Raw genomic sequence first — 16,001 nt, forward strand, 5'->3', positions numbered from 1 at the left:
TGCCTAGTGGGCCGGCGCGATTCAACGTTTTCATCTCGGCCGGTCAGTCGAGCTTGCCGAGCGCCTCGAAGAAGTCCACCGACGGCCCCGCGAGGTGGGCCGGTTCGTCCGCAAGCCCGATCTCGACGCTCGTCGGCGGTTCGATCGTCCGCTGGTCCTTCCCGTCGCTGATGGCGTAGGCGTGGCTCGCGTCGTCGACCCGGACCGTGAGGCGTTTCTCGGGGTCGACCACCAGCGACGGCATCGCCTCGGTCGCACACATCTCGGTGATGACGACCCCCGGGACGCCCGGGTGTACGAGGGGACCGCCCTCGCTCAGGTTGTAGGCGGTGCTGCCCGTCGGCGTCGAGAGCAACACGCCGTCGGCGTGCCCGCCCGTGTAGAGCGAGCCGTCGACGCGGACCTCGATCGTACAGCCCTGGCCGCGACCCCGCTGGGGCCCCTGGACCACGACCTCGTTGAGCGCGGGCGTGAGCGACCAGTCCTCGCCGCGGGCCTCCAGACGGGGGACCGACCGCGAGCGGACGGTACCGGTCCGGCGGGCGTACTCGATCTCCTCGAGCACCGACGAGACGGCCTCGTCCGGTGCAACGGCGTTGAGAAAGCCGACCTCGCCGAGGTTCACGCCGAGGATCGGGGTCGCGCCGACCCCGCGGGCGGTGAAGAGAAAGGTGCCGTCGCCGCCGATGCTCACGACCAGGTCGCACTCGCGCATCGCGGTCGGATCGACGCCCGAAAGCGAGAGCGCCTCCGCGGTCGCGTCGTCGACCTGGACGGCCACCTCGACCTCGCGGAGGGTTTCCCTGATCTCGTCGGCCAGGTTCGTCGCGCGGGCGTTGTCCTTCTGTGCGACGATGCCGACGTCCATACCGACCCTGCGCCCCCGCCCCCTAAAAACGCCTCGCCCGCGAGACGGCTCACTCGATGCGCCACTCCCGACACCGGACCGATCCGTCCTCGACGACCAGCAGCTCGCCCAGATGGGCAGCGGGCAGGTCGCGCTCCTCGATGTAGCCGGCGGCCTCGGCGAGGACCGACCGTAACTCCTCCCGTTCGGGGACCTCCCCGAGCCTGTCAACGTAGACGCCCTCCTCGCGCTCGGCCCGACAGACGACCCGCCAGCCGTCCCGATCGTCGCGCCCGTCGCGCTCGCCGAGCAGGCTCGGGCCGTCGGGACGACCGAGTTCGAGCCGATTGGACTTCCGCCGGACCCACTCCCACCCCGTGGGGAGCTCGTTCGACCTGTCGGTGGGCATACCCGGTCCTTCGGTACGGGCCGCCCTCCCTGTTGGCCCTGCCTGTGCGCGCCCACTATATCGGCAAATAAAGCCGCGAGCTCCCCGCCGCCCTCCCCGCGATTCGCCCGCAACGCCCCGCCCTCGCGGGCGACGAACACGTTACCTATCCATTAATTCAAACCGTAGCCAAAATACTTTTATCTGATACGTTCGGATACTGTCATGGAGGTGAACGATGATCCCCGTACAGACGATGACGCTGTTGGTCCCGCTGGTCGCCGGACTGATGATCGCGGAAGTAGCGGCGTCGTGGTATCTCCGGCTCCGTAGACGCCGTCCCTGGTGATCGGCGTCCGCAGGTTTATGGCCCATGGGGCGGGCAAGCGGGGTGATGTCCCCCACAAACCCCCATCGACGCACCGCCCTCCGAACGCTGCTCTCGCTCGGCGCCGTCCTCGCGGTGCCCTCGGCGATCGCGCGCGGCGAGGACGCTCCTTCTGACTGTCCCGCTACCTCCGTCGCGGTCGTCGATCGGATCGTCGACGGCCGGTTCGTCGTGCTCCTGCTCGAGGACGAGGGCGAGGTCGTCGACCAGCTCGTCGTCCCTCGTGAGGAGCTCCCTACGGTCGAGGAGAGCGACGTGCTGTGTGTCGTCGTCGAGGACGGCGAACTGCTCGACGGCGAGCCGCTGGAGGAGGAGACGGAACGACGTCGGGAACGGGCCAGGGAGCGATTTTCGGAGCTCTCGGTCTAACCATACTGACACTTATATATACGACCACATAGAAATTGACTATTATACGATACTGGGCAAGCGGGCCAATGTACGAACTGACAGGACTATTTATAAGTGATTAGAAAAGACTTTAGCTTAACGAAAGGCAAAAATGCTCAGAAATCGGCTCAATCAGAATCTCAAAGATAACGACTTAGTTTTAGCTGTTTTACTATTTATTACTTCTATCCTTTCTATCGCGATAATATATAACTTGACGCAAGAACCCACAACTCAATCCAATATATTTGAGGGAATTGGAGTTGTTGTCGCTCTTCTCAGTATTTGTGCAAGCCATTACCAGATGAAAACAAAACAGGAGAGCACTGAAAGGCAAATCAGAGAACTTCAAAAAAAGCGCCTACAGCCGGAATATGAGGAGCGTGTCGAAATCATAGACAATTCTATAGCCAAAGCCAGTCAAAATATCGAATGCCTAACTGGAAAAGGCTTCACGGGAAATATAGACACAATATTTGAACTTGAAAATATAGAACCCTATCACCAAAATATTTCGAAGAAAATCACACAGAATTTATTGATAGCTTGGGTAAACATCGAGAACTACTCCGGCAGCTAGAGAGAAAACAACGAGAAGCGCGAAGAGAACTGCAGAATCATCCAGAGGTAGAATTATTTGTAGACGAACACTCTACAGAGGGAGCCGATCCAATTGATTGGTTGATTGATCAAATTGTATCCTTCTCCGATACTAGCTGGGAGGAGATTGAAGAACACTTTGGCATTCAAAGAGATAGTTCTAAAATTCCTGTGCAAAACGCTATATCTGCCACACAGAGATGTAATGTGTCTGGTATATTTTATCACAAACCACAGCCAGACTGGATGCAGGAATACATAGATAAGAAAGAAGAGACTGTTGAATATTTCAAACACCAAAGAGAAATGCTAAACGATATTAGATATCAACAGCAAATCTAACAGCATAACCCATTATGGATACAATATTTGGCAATAGTACTATAATATATAATATAAATATATTACACGATCTATTGGGGACTTGGTTGGTTTGTCTGTTCAAAGGCATAAATTAGAGCCGTGGACCACGTAGAGATACAATATCTGGGGAGGGCTCCGAACCACGATCACTCCGCTTCGCTTCGTTCCCTGTTCTCGGCTCGCTTCGCTCCCCGAGACCCTACGGGTTCGTCGCGTCTTCCGGGCAACTTTTCGAGCGTTGCCACTCGTCTTCGACTCGTGGCGGTTCGAAAAGTGCCCGGGGAGGGCTCCGAACCCTCGATCTCCGCATGACCCAGATTCGAGCCGTGGCACGGCGCGTGGGTACGGGAGGCTTCCAAGGCAGCCGCCTCGACTCTGAAACCCTATGAGTGCGGCGCTATGTCCAGCTAAGCCACCCGGGCGCGTTCGTCGGTTGTCGGCTGGCGACCTTTAAGGTTCTCATCTTCGCTCACTCCCGGCCCGTCACCTTCCGGATGCACGACGAGCCGAAGGGGCCGAGTTCGCCCGACTCGAACCGGATGAAATGGCCCGTCGAGAGGCCCGCGCCACAGCGCCGACAGGTGAACTCCCCTTCCTTCGTCACTACTTCGCTCTCGAAGCTGACGAACGCGCCCCGTTCGGGACGGATCAGGCCGTCCTCGCGGGCGATGATCCCGCGCGTCTCGGCGGTGTCGAGGATCTCGCGGGTGAGATGCGGGTCCGTGGTGATCGTCTCGAGGCGATCGACGGCCTCCGACAGGTCCAGGGACTCGTCCTCGCAACGTTCGAGCAGCTCACAGCCCAGCTCGACCGGATCGCTCATCGCCCTCCCTTCCCGGCGGGATCACAAAGCGCTTCTCACACTGCCTGGCGCTCGATCGAGAGCAGGAGGGCGGCGGCGACGACGCCCGCCGCCCCCAGCGCGAACCACGCGGCGCCGTAGTCGAAGAGGTCCGCTACCAGACCGAACGCGGGCGGGCCCAGCAGCGCCCCGGCGTTCAGCGTGAGCTGACCGCCCGAGGTGGCCCGGCCCATCTCCTCGCTGTCGACCAGCGTGCTCATACAGGAGTAGTACATCCCCGTGAAGCCGAGCACGAAGAAGCCGAGCAGGGTGAACGCGACCAGCGCGGCCCACGGGGAGTCGACCAGCACGACCCCGACGAACGCGAGCGCGCTCCCGACGGCCTGGACGAGCAGGATCCGCGTCGTGGCGACCCGCTCGGAGCCGGGGAGGTAGTCGCCGACGGCCCCCGAGAGGACCCGGCCGGCGCTGCCGCCGACCTGGACCGCCGCCAACACCACGCCGGCGAAGCCGACGCTCGCGCCGATGCTCTCGACGTAGAGGACGGTGTAGCCCGTCGTCGTGAACAGTCCCGCCCCGAGGAAGAAGCCCGCGGCGGTCAGTCGCCGGTACTCGGACTGGGCGAACAGGTCGCCCAGGCTCGGTACCGAGACGGTCCCGGTACCGGTCTCCTCGCGATAGACGACGGCGAAGGCGCCGGCCACGAGGAGGGCGACCCCGCCGGCGACGAAAAAGCCGGCCTCCCAGCCGAAGCGCGTGCCCGCGATCCAGGTCACGAGCAGGGCACTGATCCCGCTACCGGCCGTGACCCCGACCTGCTTGATCCCGAGCGCGAGATGCTGGCGGCCCTCGGGGATGTTCTCGAAGATCGCCCGGTTCGTCCCGGGGATCGCGGTCGCATAGAGGGTTCCGAGCAGGGCGACGACGACGAGCAGAACGAGAAACGACGGCGAGAGCGGGACCAGCACGGCGACCAGCCCCATCCCGATCAGCCCGGCGATCAGCACCTTCCGCTCGCCGTAGCCGTCGATGGCCGCGCCCGTCGGGAGCAGCAGAAGGGTGTAGCCGAGCGTCAGCGACGTGATGACGAAGCCCACGAGGAAGTTCGAGAGGCCGAACGCCTGCTGGAAGAACGTCGTCGAGGCGAAGACGGCGTAGTAACAGATGCTCGCCGCGACCTGCCACGCCAGTACGACCGCGACGAGTCGGGTCGAGCGCTCCATCTACATGGCCCACTCGGGTAGCGTCGTGATGTCGATCCCCCACGCGACCGGCAGCCACAGCAGCGCCAGCGCGGTGATCAGGAGGATCCCGATGACGTTGAGCCCGATGCCCACCTTCGCCATCTGCGGGATCGTGATGTAGCCGCTGCCGAAGACGATGGCGTTGGGCGGGGTCGCGACGGGCAGCATGAACGCGAAGGAGGCGGCGGTCGCGCCCGCGACCATCAGCGCGAGCGGGTTGACCGAGATCCCGATCGCGAGCGCGGCGAGGATCGGCATCAGCATCGTCGCCGAGGCCGTGTTCGAGGTGACCTCCGTGAGGAAGATCGTCATCGCGACGACGACAAGCAGGACGACGACCATCGAGACGCCCTCGAGGACGACCAGCTGCCCGCCGAGCCACTCGGCGAGCCCCGTCTCCTGAAAGCCCGCGGCGATCGAGAGCCCGCCGCCGAACAGCAGGATCACGCCCCACGGGATCTGCACGCCGTTGGTCCAGTCGAGCAGGAACGTCCGGCCCCCCTCGTGGGTCGTCGGGATCGTAAACAGCGCGAGCGCGCCGCCGATCGCGACGATCGTGTCGACGTCGTCGGGGACGATCGCCTCGGGCAGGAAGCCCGCGCCGATCCACGAGGCCGCCATCCCGACGAAGACGACGAGCACCAGCTTCTCCTGTTTGCCCGTCTCGCCGAGCTTCGCGAGCTCCTCGTCGATCACGTCGCTCCCGCCGGGGAGCTGGTCGAACTCGGGGTTCATCGCGAGGCGCGTGACGTAGACGTAGACGATCGCGAGGCCGATCAGCGAGATCGGCACGCCGTAGAGCATCCACTCGGCGAAGCCGATCTGCTGGTCGAACAGCTCACCCGCGATCCCGGCAAACACCAGGTTCGGGGGCGTCCCGATCAGGGTCGCGACCCCGCCGACGGAGGCGCCATAGGCGACACAGAGCATCAGCGCCACCCCGAAGCTGAACTCGCCCTCTGCGACGTCGATGTCGAGCCCGCTCTCCTCGACCAGATCGGCGGTCTGGTAGATCACCGCCAGCGCGATGGGCACCATCATCATCACCGTCGCGCTGTTCGAGACCCACGCCGAGAGGAACGCGGTCGCGATCATGAACCCGAGGATCATCCGTTTCGGGTCCGTGCCCACGAGCTTGATCGTCCGCAGCGCGATCCGCCGGTGGAGCCCCCAGCGCTGCATCGCCATCGCGAGGAAGAACCCGCCCATGAACAGGAAGATCAGCGGGTCGGCGTAGGGAGCCGTCGTCGTCCCGGCGTCGAGCGCGCCCAACAGCGGGAACAGCACGATCGGCAACAGGGAGGTCGCGGGGATCGGGATCGCCTCGCTCATCCACCAGGTCGCGACCCACGCCGTCACGGCGCCGACCGCCTGTGCGCTCGGGTCGAGCCCCGCGGGCGTGGGCGCGAGCATGACCAGCGCGAACAGGACCGGGCCGACGACGAACCCGGCCCGCTTTCGAAGCCCGTAGTCGCCGCCGACGTCGAACGGCGAGTCGTCGCCGGAGCCACGCCCCCCGTCGCTTCCGGAACCCGCCGAACCGCCCTCGCCGGCCTCCGTCCCGCCCCGGTCGCCCCCGTCGGCGAAGACCTTCCGGGCGAGCTCCTTCTCGCGTTCGCTCGCGTTGGTGTCCTCGGCGATCCGCCCCCCGTCGAGGCGCAGATACGCCTTCGTCTGTTCGTTCAGCTCCCAGAGATACCCCCATAGCTCCCGCGCCCTCCGTGTCATTATTTCACTGGCTCGCCCGACTCGCCGCTCGTAGTTTAACGGTCGTGTATTACCACCATTTTCCGGTATGGGCCTCGATCCCACCCGGCACGGTCAGTAGAAGGTGTCCGCACAGTCGTAGATCACGCCGTGGTTCGGACAGACGTACTTGCAGTGGCGGTGGTACATCGCCGCCCCGCACTGCGGGCACGGCCGCCCGCCCCGCTCCGCCCCGTCCACCCGTTTCGCCCGACCCTCGTCGCCCATACTCCCCCTCCCGTCGCCTCGTCCGTCAGTCTGTCGCCCCGAACGGGTCGGTCTCGAGGCCCCGCTCGACCACCCGAACCCCGTCGAGCTCCTCGAGAGCGTCGAGGACCTCCCGCAGGTGCTCGGGACCGTTGCCCTCGACCGCGAGCTCCATCGGATGGCGGTTCGGGTCGTCGCCCGGACGCGGCTGGCCGCTCCCGACGTCCGCGAGCTTCGCCCCGCGCCCCGCGACCGCCTCCGCGATCGCGCCGACCCGCGAGCGGTTCGAGACCGCGACGCTGGGGGTCGCGTACCGCCCGAGCTCGACCAGCCCCCGCTCGACGAGCTCCGCGTGGTCGGTGAGGTCGGCGTTCCCCCCCGAGATCACGACCGCCACGTCCTCGCCCTCGACGTCGACCGCGCCCGACAGCAGCACCGCGAGGGGGGCCGCGCCCGCCGGCTCGGCCACCGTCTTCGCGCGCTCGGCCAGCAGCGCAGTCGCCGCCGCGATCGCGCCGTCGGAGACCGCCACGACGCCGTCGACCCGCCCGCGCATCGTCTCGAACGTCGTCTCGAGGAGTCGAGTGTCGGCGATCCCGTCGGCGACGGTGTCGACCCCCTCGAGCTCGTGGATCTCGCCCTTCTCGAGCGACCGGCCCGCGTGGGCCGCGCCCTCGGGCTGGACGCCGACCACCCGAACGTCGGGGTCCTGGGCCTTCAGCGCGGTCGCGATCCCGCCGATCAGCCCACCCCCGCCGATCGCCACCAGGACGGTATCGAGTTCGGGATACTGTTCGAGCAGCTCGAGCCCGACCGTCCCCTGCCCGGCGATCACCCGCTCGTCGTCGAAGGGATGGACGAACTCCAGCCCGTCGCGCTCGGCGAGCTCGAGGGCGTGTTCGTAGGAGCGCTCGTAGATGTCGCCCTCGACGACGACCCCCGCGCCGTAGCCACGAGTCGCGGCGATCTTCGCCGCCGGCGTGATCTCCGGGACGACGACGGTCGTCTCGATCCCCAGCAGGTCGCCCGCGAGCGCGACCCCCTGGGCGTGGTTGCCCGCGCTCGCCGTGATCACGCCCCGCTCGCGCTGGCCCTCGGAGAGCTGGGCCATGCAGTTGTACGCGCCGCGGATCTTGAACGAGCCCGTGCGCTGGGCGTTCTCCAGTTTGAGGCCCACGGAGCGCGCCCCGCTCATCCACGCGAACGTCGTCGAGCGGTCCAGCGGCGTCCGGTGAACCACCTCTCCGAGCCGTTCGCGGGCCGCCTCGACGTCCCCGACCGAGACCGGGCGCTCCCCGCTCATCCCGACCTACCCTCCCGTGGCGTGCTCACTCCCGACATACCTGGTCCATGCCGCGCCCCTCACTTAACTGTACACAGCGACCGTTGACCGAGGAGACGGTTACGGCCGATTGAGACGTCCGGATCCCGCCACGAGAATCGAATTCCGTATACGGCACTTTCGGTAACCGTTGATAAGCTATTTAGTGGTGGTCGCCATGGGGTGGCACATGGCAGGACCACCGATCGAGGAGCTCCACTTCGACGCGCCGGACGTCGGCGAGGTGCCGGGATCCGAATCGAAGCGGCTGCTCGAGAGACAGCGCGAGATCGACAGCAGCGCCGTCGCCTACCCCAACTCCATGCCGCTGGCCTTCGAGGAGGGGAAGGGGGCGACGCTCCGGGACGCCGACGGCAACACGTTCATCGACCTCTTCGCGGGGATCGGCGTGCTCAACGTGGGTCATTCGAATCCCTACGTGATGGAGGCGGTCCACGAGCAGGCCGACAAGCTCGTCCACACCGTCGACTTCCCCAGCGAACCGCGCCTCGAACTGATCGAGAAGCTCGACGAGATCGCGCCGGGCGAGCTCGCGGGCGATAATCGAGTCGTCTTCGGCGGGCCGACCGGCAGCGACGCGATCGAGGCCGCGATCAAGCTCGCGAAGTACAACACCGGCGGCACCGGTCTGATCGGCTTCCGTGGAGCCTATCACGGCCCCACGAGCGGCCCGATGAGCCTCACCTCGAACAAGAAGTTCAAGGGCCACTACACCCCGCTGCTCCCGGACGTCGTCCACGCGCCCTATCCCTATCCCTTCCGGCAGGGCAAGACCGAGGACGAGGCCGTGAAGGACGCCCTCGAGGAGGTACGCTCGATCGTCGAGGACCCCTACGGCGGGCTCGCCAACCCGGCGGGGATCTTCGCCGAGCCCATCCAGGGCGAGGGCGGGGTCGTCGTCCCGCCGGAGGGCTTCCTCGAGGGGCTGCGTGAGATCGCCACCGACAACGCCCTCCCCCTCGTCTTCGACGAGATCCAGTCGGGACTGGGCCGCTCGGGCGAGTGGTTCGCCTGCGAGCACTTCGACGTGACGCCCGACGCGATGACGATGGCGAAAGCCTTGGGCGGGGCCGGCTTCCCCCTCTCGGCGACGATGTACCGCGAGGAACTCGACACCTGGGGCCCGGGCGACCACGCCGGCACCTACCGGGGCCACGTCGTCGCGATGCGCGCGGGCACGCGGGCCATCGAGTACATCCAGGCCCACGACCTGCTGGCTCACGCCCGCGAGCTCGGCGAATACCTCCGGCAACGGCTGCGCGAGGCCGGCGAGGGCAACGAGCTGCTCGCAGAAGTACGAGGAAAGGGGCTGTTCATCGGCGCGGAGTTCTCGCTCGACGGCGAGCCCGCCGACTGGGTCGTCGACAATATCCAGCAGTACTGCTACGAACACGGCGTGCTCGTCTGGACCGCCGGCCGCCAGGGCAACGTCCTTCGCCTGCTGCCGCCGCTCGTGCTCACCCACGAGCTGGCCGAGGTCGCGATGGACGTCGTCTGCGACGCGATCGAGCAGGCGTCCCTCTGATCCCGTCCGGATCCGGACGTTCGTTTCGCTTTCCCCTTCTCTCGGCAGTCAGTAAACGTAATATGTGTGTGCTATCTACAGTAATCGGAACCGTTATTACGGTTGTTGACGATTGTGGTCGATAGGTGACAGCACATACCATGATGGGGGATGGATGGCGAGAGGCCCTCGGGGCGAGCCCCGAGGGCGGCCGAAACGCCGTACCGAGAGATAGTTACGACCGACCCGTCGCCGGAAGGGGAGCCTGACCGTGTCCGACGACGAGCTCGGCGCGTTCGGCCGGTTCCGCGAGGAGATCGACCCGATCGTCTTCCTGGTCGGCGCCGCGATAACGATGAGCGTCATCGTGACGTTCTTCATCGATCCCACCGCCGTACAGAACGCGATCGGCTACCTCAACGGGGTGATGAACCAGTACCTGAACTGGGTGCTGCTCGTGATCGTCTTCCTGATCGTCCTCTTCCTGATCTTCCTCATCCTCGGTCCGTGGGGCAAGATCAAGTTCGGCGACGAACCCCCCGAGTACAGCTTCGTCTCCTTCTTCACGATGCTCTACTCGGCGGGCTTCGCCGCGGGCGTGGTGTTCTGGGGGCCGACGGAGGCGCTGTTCTACTACGCCGACCCCTCGCCGCTGTTCGGCGTCGAGGCGGGGTCGGCCGAGGCGATCACCATCGCGGTCCAGCAGACGCTCTTCCACTGGGCGCTGCCCCAGCTTGCGGTCTTCACGATCATGGGGATCGCGATCGGCTACTTCGCCTACAACTACGAGGGCGTCCCCCTGCGGGTGTCCTCGGCGCTGACCCCGATCCTCGGCAAGGACAACCTCGACGGCCCCGCGGCGAAGGTGATCGACATCCTCGCGGTGTTCGCGACCATCGGCGGCGTCGCCACCTCGCTGGGCTTCATCGGCAGCCAATTCATCAGCGGGCTGGAGTTCCAGTGGGGGATCGACCTCGGCAACACCGGCATCCTGCTGGTGGTGACGACGATGACGCTGCTCTTCACCGTCTCGATGGTCCTCGGCGTCGACAAAGGGATCCGGCGGCTCTCCAACTTCAACATGATCCTCTTCGTCACGCTCATGCTCGTGACGTTCATCGTCGGACCGTCCGTGTTCCTCGTTCTCCTCGGAACCCAGGCCGTCGGGGGAATGATCAGCGACTTCGTCTCGATGAGCCTCTTCACCGGTGCCGGCGTCGAGGGCGGTACCGAGTGGACCAACGCCTGGACGGTCTTCTACTGGGCGTGGGCGCTCTCGTGGTCGCCCTTCGCGGGCCTGTTCATCGCGCGGATCTCGAAGGGGCGGACGGTCAGGGAGGTCGCCTTCACGGGCATCGCCGCGACCTCCGCGGCGACCATCCCCTGGTTCACCTTCATCGGCGGCACGGCCGTCTGGGCCCAGCACACCGGCGTCGCCGACTTCAGCGCGGTGATCGCCGGCGAGATCGGCCCGGAGACCTCCGGCTTCATCCTCTTCGAGGCGTTCCCCTTCGGGACGGTCCTGATGATCTCCTTTATGATCCTGGTGACGACGTTCTTCATCACGTCGGCGGACTCCTCGACGCTCGCCGTCTCGATGATGACCACCGGCGGGAAGGCGAGCCCCTCGACGATCAACCGGGTCTTCTGGGGCGTCGTTCTGGGGCTGACCGCCGCGATCCTCATGATCATCGGCGGCGAGGGCGGGGCCGAGGCGCTCCAGCAGGCGGTCGTCATCACCGGCGCACCGTTCGCGTTCGTCTGTTTCCTCGCGATGCTCGGGCTCGCGAAACAGTTCAGCGCGAACCACGGCCGCGTGATCCTCCAGGACGGCGCGTGGATCATCGGCTCCGGCCCCGACCGTGAGCAGCCCGCAGAGGCCCCGGCGACCGGCGATGACGATTGACCGATCCCGGGCGACCCGGCCGCATCCGGAAGGGTTTTCAGACGACGTACACGGTTTTTGTGTATGACGGATGAGGGCGCGGCGAACGAGCAGTCGGTGGTCGACGGCCTCGCGTTCGATCCCGACCGGGATCGGGGCGTGTTGACCCCGAGTGACCGGGAGTTCCTGCTGGGCCGGAAGACCGACTACACCGACCACTCGAAGAAACAGAAACGAAACCGGATCCGGCGGCGGGTCCGCAACGCGCTGCTCGACTTCACCATCCTCTTCGATCACCTCGACGAGCGCGACCGCGAGACCGTCTTCGACCCCGAGGACGAGGAGCGCGACGCCTACACCCGCGGGATCACCGACACGCTGGCCTTCCTCCACCTGGGGACGATGGGCTACTCGACGCCGTTCAAACAGATGCTCGCCCGCGGGGTCTCGAAGGGCGAACAGGAGCTTGCGGGTTCGGACTACCGGATGGTCAACGTCGAGTTCAACGTCGACCCCGTCGGACGGATCGACGTCGACGAGGTGGTCGAAAAGCTCGACGACGGTCGGTTCGATGAGCTCACCGACGAGGAGCTGCGCGCGTTCGCCCGGCTGCTGGCCGAGAGCGGGGAGTTCTCGGCCGCCCCGATCCGCGAGGGGATCAAGGGACAGATGGACGAGTTCGCAGAGCGGGCCGCAGAAGCCGCCGACCGGCGCGAGGAGCGCATCGACGAGCTGACCGACTAGGGACGTTCGGCCGCGATCCGCTCGATCGAGCCGACGAGCACGTCGACGGCGATCCCGAGGCTCTCCTCGTCGACGTCGAAGTGGGGGGTGTGGTGGCTGTCGGGGTGGTCCGTACCGACGACGAGATAGGAGGCGAGCCCGCCGGCCTCCTGGACCGCCTCCATGAGGAAGGTGGCGTCCTCGCTCGCGCCGAACTCCGCGCTCCTGAGGGGAGTGTCGACCCCGTCGGTCCCGGACGCGACGCCGTCGACGAGGGCCGCGAGCTCGGGGTCGCTGTCCGCGCGGGGCGACTCGCTGTGGACGTCGACGTCGACCTCACAGCCGTGCATCCGCGCGGCCGCCTCGAAGGTCCGCTCGAAGCGTTCCTTCATCGACTCCATCAGCCGGGTGGTCTCGCCGCGGACCTCCGCGGTGACCGAGACCTCCTCGGCGATGATGTTGCTGGTCGTCCCGCCCTCGACCCGGCCGACGTTCACCCGGGTCATGCCCTCGGCGTGCCGGGGGATCCCGTAGGCGTTGCTCACCGCCGTCGCCATCGCCTGGATTGCGTTCGCCCCCTCGTCGGGCTCCTTGCCCGCGTGGGCCGACCGGCCGTGGATCTCGGCGTGTAGGTGGCTCATCGCGAGGGGCTTCTCGATCCCGGCGACGACCTCGCCGGTGGGATGGTCGAGCCCGACGTGGACACAGAGCAGGTACTCGATCCCCTCCATGTAGGGGCCCTCGGCCATCGGCCGCCCGCCGCCGCCGTCCTCCTCGGCGGGCTGGAAGAAGACGGTGAGGGTGCCCTCGAAGTCGCTCTCCTTCACTGCCTCGAGCACCCCGAGCCCGATCGTCATGTGGGCGTCGTGTCCGCAGGCGTGCATCACCCCCTCGTGTTCCGAGCGAAAGCCCTCGCGCGCCGGGAGGTGACCCTCGTCGGCGGCCTCCTCGATGAACAGCCCGTCGATGTCGACCCGCAGCCCGATCGAGGGGCCCTCGCCACACTCGAGGACGGCCACACAGCCCGTATAACCACCCTCACAGGCCGCGAGGACGTCCTCTCGCGCGCCGGCGGCACGCGCGCGCTCGAACCATCGCTCCAGCTCCTCGTCGTCCGGAACCGCCATCCGTTCCTCGCCGTCCATCGCCTCGCGACCCACCGCGAGCTCGTCCACTCCCACCCGCTCGAGCTCGTCGACCAACAGGCTCGTCGTGTAGAACTCCCGCCAGGCCGGCTCCGGATACCGGTGGAACGCCCGTCGCCACTCGACCAGCCGGTCGTGCATCACCCGTGCCATTCTCTCACAACGTCGTTGCTCCACCCACTTAAAAATACACAGAAACCGTGGACGTCGAATACGAAGACTTTAGCGCGGGGCGTCCGATCGGGGGGAATGGTAGCCATGACCGAAGACACACCGGACGTAGTGGTGTTGCGCGAGGGCACCGAGGGGCTCTCGACCGAACCGTACGCCGCGGAGCTACGCGAGCGACTGCCCGACCACGACGTGCGCCGGGCGGGGACGCCGAGCGAGGAGCGCGAACTGATCGAGCGCGCCCGGGTCGCCACCGGGGTGCGGATCGACGAGGCCCTCCTCGAGCGCGCCGAGGAGCTCGAGCTGTTCGCGTGTGCCTTCGCGGGCACCGAACACCTCCCGATCGAGGCGCTGCGCGAACGGGGCGTGGCGGTGACCAACGCCGGCGGGATCCACGCGCCCGGGCTCGCGGAGGGCGTCCTGGGGAACATGCTCGTCTTCGCCCGCCGGCTCCACGAGGGCTGGCGGCGCAAGGGTAACAGGGAGTGGCGTCACTTCCAGTCCGGCGAGCTCACGGACAGTACGGTGACGGTCGTCGGCCTCGGATCGATCGGGCAGGCGCTCGTGAAGCGACTGGAGGGCATGGAGGTCGACACCATTGGAGTGCGCTACTCGCCCGAAAAGGGCGGGCCGACCGACGAGGTGATCGGCTTCGAGGAGGATCCCCTTCACGACGCGCTCTCGCGCACCGACTACCTCGCGATCGCCTGCCCGCTGACGGAGACGACGAGAGGGCTGATCGGCGAGGCGGAGTTCGCGACCCTGCCCCCCGAGGCGGTCCTGATCAACACCGCCCGCGGGCCGATCGTCGACACCGACGCGCTGGTCGGGGCGATCCAGACCAACTCCATCCGGGGCGCCGCGCTCGACGTGACCGACCCCGAGCCCCTCCCGCCGGAGCACGTCCTGTGGGGCTTCGAGAACGTGTTGATCACCCCGCATACGGGCGGGCACACCCCGAAACACTGGGAACGACTGGCGGAGATCGTCGCCGGAAACGTCGGGGCCCTCGAGGAGGGCGACGAGCTCGAAAACCTCGTGGCGTCGCCCTAAACCGGGAAGACCTTCTGGGGGAACGACGAGAACCGTTCCGCTCCGTTGGCGGTCACGCGGAACGACTCGCTGATCTCGACGCCCAGCTCGTCGGTCCAGATCCCCGGAATCATGTGGAAGGTCATGTTCTCCTTCAATACTGTCTCGTCGCCCGGTCGAAGGCTCGCGGTGTGCTCGCCCCAGTCCGGCGGGTAGCCGAGGCCCATCGAGTAGCCGATGCGGTCCTCCTTCTCGATGCCGTGTCTCGCGATCGACTCGCGCCAGGCGAGCTCGACCTCCTCGCAGGTCACGCCCGGTTCCGCCCGATCGAGCGCCGCGTTCAGCCCCTCGACGACGACCTCAGAAACCCGCTTCATCTCGTCGGGCACCCCGCCGACCACGGCGGTCCGCGCGAGCGGCGAGTGGTACCGGTGGCGACAGCCCGCGAGCTCGACGATTACGGGGTCCCCATCGGAGAAGGGCTCGTCCGACCACGTCAGATGCGGCGTCCCGGTGTGCTCGCCCGAGGGCATCAGCGGGACGATCGCGGGGTAGTCGCCGCCGAACGCCTCGGTGCCCGCGATCAGGGTGTGGTAGATCTCCGCCGCGACCGTGGACTCGGGGACGCCCTCGCCCATCGCGTCGATCCCCGCCTGCATCGCGGCCTCCGAGAGCTGGGTCGCCTGCTCGATCAGCTCGATCTCCCGGTTGGACTTCACCACGCGCACCCAGCTTACCAGGAGGGTGGCGTCCGAGAACGTCGCCTCCGGGAGCTCCCTCTGGAGACGCTGGTGGGACTTCGCGGTGTAGTAGTAGGCGTCCATCTCGACGCCGACGTGGGTGTCGCCCCGGCCCATCTCTTCGATCACCCGGGCGACGAAGTCCATCGGGTGTTTCCCGACCGGCGACTGGACGTGGTCGTCGCTGTAGGGCCGGATGTTGTCGTGGTCGATCCAGACGGTGGCTCTCGCGCCGTTCGCGTCCATCTGCCGGCCGACCCAGACGGGCTGGTCGTGGTCCAGCGAGACGATCAGCCCCTGATGGACGTAAAACGACCAGCCGTCGTAGCCCGCGAGGTAGTTCATGTTCGCAGGGTCGGTCACGAACAGGGTCTCGATCCCCTCCTCGCGCATGCGGTCTTTCGTTCGCTCCAGTCGTCGCTCGTACTCCGGTTGCTCGAACGGCTGCACGGTAATCACTAACGAGTGCCACGACACGGCGCCG

Annotated in this window: 16 protein-coding genes and 1 tRNA gene; 7 read left to right on the top strand and 10 right to left on the bottom strand. The window is 66.3% G+C overall.

Going from position 1 to position 16,001, the window contains the following annotated elements; genetic code table 11:
- Positions 1-43: 43 nt before the first annotated feature.
- Together WOA58_RS12385 and WOA58_RS12390 are read right to left on the bottom strand one after the other, a co-directional pair.
- The gene (locus WOA58_RS12385) at positions 44-868 is read right to left on the bottom strand and encodes an NAD(+)/NADH kinase (protein WP_340604525.1); all 825 of its coding nucleotides are present in this window, start codon (positions 866-868) and stop codon (positions 44-46) included.
- A gap of 49 nt (positions 869-917) precedes the next feature.
- Positions 918-1,256, bottom strand: coding sequence for a hypothetical protein (locus tag WOA58_RS12390; protein WP_340604526.1), 339 nt, complete (start codon positions 1,254-1,256; stop codon positions 918-920).
- Positions 1,257-1,629: 373 nt separating this feature from the next.
- Between WOA58_RS12390 and WOA58_RS12395 the strand changes: the two genes are divergently transcribed.
- From WOA58_RS12395 to WOA58_RS12405, 3 genes are all read left to right on the top strand, one after another.
- Complete coding sequence (locus WOA58_RS12395; protein WP_340604527.1) at positions 1,630-1,992, top strand: DUF3006 family protein; 363 nt, start codon at positions 1,630-1,632, stop codon at positions 1,990-1,992.
- 235 nt (positions 1,993-2,227) lie between these two features.
- Positions 2,228-2,593, top strand: coding sequence for a hypothetical protein (locus tag WOA58_RS12400; protein ID WP_340604528.1), 366 nt, complete (start codon positions 2,228-2,230; stop codon positions 2,591-2,593).
- Complete coding sequence (locus WOA58_RS12405) at positions 2,560-2,955, top strand: hypothetical protein (RefSeq protein ID WP_340604529.1); 396 nt, start codon at positions 2,560-2,562, stop codon at positions 2,953-2,955. The genes WOA58_RS12400 and WOA58_RS12405 overlap by 34 nt, the downstream gene beginning before the upstream one ends.
- A 295-nt stretch (positions 2,956-3,250) precedes the next feature.
- On the opposite strand, the gene WOA58_RS12410 is transcribed toward WOA58_RS12405, so the two are convergent.
- From WOA58_RS12410 to ilvA, 6 genes are all read right to left on the bottom strand, one after another.
- Positions 3,251-3,398, bottom strand: a tRNA-Met gene (locus tag WOA58_RS12410).
- Between the two features lie 47 nt (positions 3,399-3,445).
- Positions 3,446-3,799, bottom strand: a complete 354-nt coding sequence (locus WOA58_RS12415; protein ID WP_340604530.1) for a DUF5830 family protein — start codon at positions 3,797-3,799, stop codon at positions 3,446-3,448.
- Between the two features lie 35 nt (positions 3,800-3,834).
- The gene (locus tag WOA58_RS12420) at positions 3,835-5,001 is read right to left on the bottom strand and encodes an MFS transporter (protein WP_340604531.1); all 1,167 of its coding nucleotides are present in this window, start codon (positions 4,999-5,001) and stop codon (positions 3,835-3,837) included.
- Entirely contained in the window at positions 5,002-6,750 is a 1,749-nt protein-coding gene (locus tag WOA58_RS12425) for an SLC13 family permease (protein ID WP_340604532.1), read from the bottom strand.
- Positions 6,751-6,843: 93 nt separating this feature from the next.
- Entirely contained in the window at positions 6,844-6,996 is a 153-nt protein-coding gene (locus WOA58_RS12430; RefSeq protein ID WP_390220943.1) for an HVO_2523 family zinc finger protein, read from the bottom strand.
- Between the two features lie 25 nt (positions 6,997-7,021).
- Entirely contained in the window at positions 7,022-8,278 is a 1,257-nt protein-coding gene (gene ilvA, locus WOA58_RS12435; protein ID WP_340604533.1) for a threonine ammonia-lyase, read from the bottom strand.
- Positions 8,279-8,486: 208 nt separating this feature from the next.
- Here ilvA and WOA58_RS12440 point away from each other — a divergent pair, with 208 nt between their 5' ends.
- The 3 genes from WOA58_RS12440 (at position 8,487) to WOA58_RS12450 (ending at position 12,450) form a co-directional block, all read left to right on the top strand.
- Positions 8,487-9,842 (top strand): aspartate aminotransferase family protein, encoded by a 1,356-nt coding sequence (locus tag WOA58_RS12440; RefSeq protein ID WP_340604534.1) that lies wholly within the window; start codon positions 8,487-8,489, stop codon positions 9,840-9,842.
- 250 nt (positions 9,843-10,092) lie between these two features.
- Positions 10,093-11,727, top strand: a complete 1,635-nt coding sequence (locus WOA58_RS12445; protein ID WP_340604535.1) for a BCCT family transporter — start codon at positions 10,093-10,095, stop codon at positions 11,725-11,727.
- A gap of 63 nt (positions 11,728-11,790) precedes the next feature.
- On the top strand, positions 11,791-12,450 hold the full coding sequence (locus WOA58_RS12450; RefSeq protein ID WP_340604537.1) for a hypothetical protein: 660 nt from the start codon (positions 11,791-11,793) through the stop codon (positions 12,448-12,450).
- On the opposite strand, the gene WOA58_RS12455 is transcribed toward WOA58_RS12450, so the two are convergent.
- Entirely contained in the window at positions 12,447-13,727 is a 1,281-nt protein-coding gene (locus tag WOA58_RS12455) for an amidohydrolase (protein WP_340604538.1), read from the bottom strand. The genes WOA58_RS12450 and WOA58_RS12455 overlap by 4 nt on opposite strands.
- Positions 13,728-13,832: 105 nt before the next feature.
- Between WOA58_RS12455 and WOA58_RS12460 the strand changes: the two genes are divergently transcribed.
- Positions 13,833-14,798 carry a D-2-hydroxyacid dehydrogenase gene (locus WOA58_RS12460; protein WP_340604539.1) on the top strand — a complete coding sequence of 322 codons (966 nt, stop codon included), beginning with the start codon at positions 13,833-13,835 and terminating at the stop codon, positions 14,796-14,798.
- Here WOA58_RS12460 and WOA58_RS12465 read toward each other — a convergent pair.
- Positions 14,795-15,967 carry a M24 family metallopeptidase gene (locus WOA58_RS12465; RefSeq protein ID WP_390220955.1) on the bottom strand — a complete coding sequence of 391 codons (1,173 nt, stop codon included), beginning with the start codon at positions 15,965-15,967 and terminating at the stop codon, positions 14,795-14,797. The genes WOA58_RS12460 and WOA58_RS12465 overlap by 4 nt on opposite strands.
- Between the last annotated feature and the right edge of the window lie 34 nt (positions 15,968-16,001).

The organism is Halalkalicoccus tibetensis (genome assembly GCF_037996645.1).
Classification (GTDB): Archaea; Halobacteriota; Halobacteria; order Halobacteriales; family Halalkalicoccaceae; genus Halalkalicoccus; species Halalkalicoccus tibetensis.

Coding starts and splice junctions, on each gene's coding strand:
- WOA58_RS12430 (WP_390220943.1), bottom strand. CDS start 6,996: ATGGGCGACGAGGGTCGGGCGAAACGGGTGGACGGGGCGGAGCGGGGC.
- WOA58_RS12450 (WP_340604537.1), top strand. CDS start 11,791: ATGACGGATGAGGGCGCGGCGAACGAGCAGTCGGTGGTCGACGGCCTC.
- WOA58_RS12440 (WP_340604534.1), top strand. CDS start 8,487: ATGGCAGGACCACCGATCGAGGAGCTCCACTTCGACGCGCCGGACGTC.
- WOA58_RS12415 (WP_340604530.1), bottom strand. CDS start 3,799: ATGAGCGATCCGGTCGAGCTGGGCTGTGAGCTGCTCGAACGTTGCGAG.
- WOA58_RS12390 (WP_340604526.1), bottom strand. CDS start 1,256: ATGCCCACCGACAGGTCGAACGAGCTCCCCACGGGGTGGGAGTGGGTC.
- WOA58_RS12455 (WP_340604538.1), bottom strand. CDS start 13,727: ATGGCACGGGTGATGCACGACCGGCTGGTCGAGTGGCGACGGGCGTTC.
- WOA58_RS12425 (WP_340604532.1), bottom strand. CDS start 6,750: ATGACACGGAGGGCGCGGGAGCTATGGGGGTATCTCTGGGAGCTGAAC.
- ilvA (WP_340604533.1), bottom strand. CDS start 8,278: ATGAGCGGGGAGCGCCCGGTCTCGGTCGGGGACGTCGAGGCGGCCCGC.
- WOA58_RS12385 (WP_340604525.1), bottom strand. CDS start 868: ATGGACGTCGGCATCGTCGCACAGAAGGACAACGCCCGCGCGACGAAC.
- WOA58_RS12395 (WP_340604527.1), top strand. CDS start 1,630: ATGTCCCCCACAAACCCCCATCGACGCACCGCCCTCCGAACGCTGCTC.
- WOA58_RS12460 (WP_340604539.1), top strand. CDS start 13,833: ATGACCGAAGACACACCGGACGTAGTGGTGTTGCGCGAGGGCACCGAG.
- WOA58_RS12420 (WP_340604531.1), bottom strand. CDS start 5,001: ATGGAGCGCTCGACCCGACTCGTCGCGGTCGTACTGGCGTGGCAGGTC.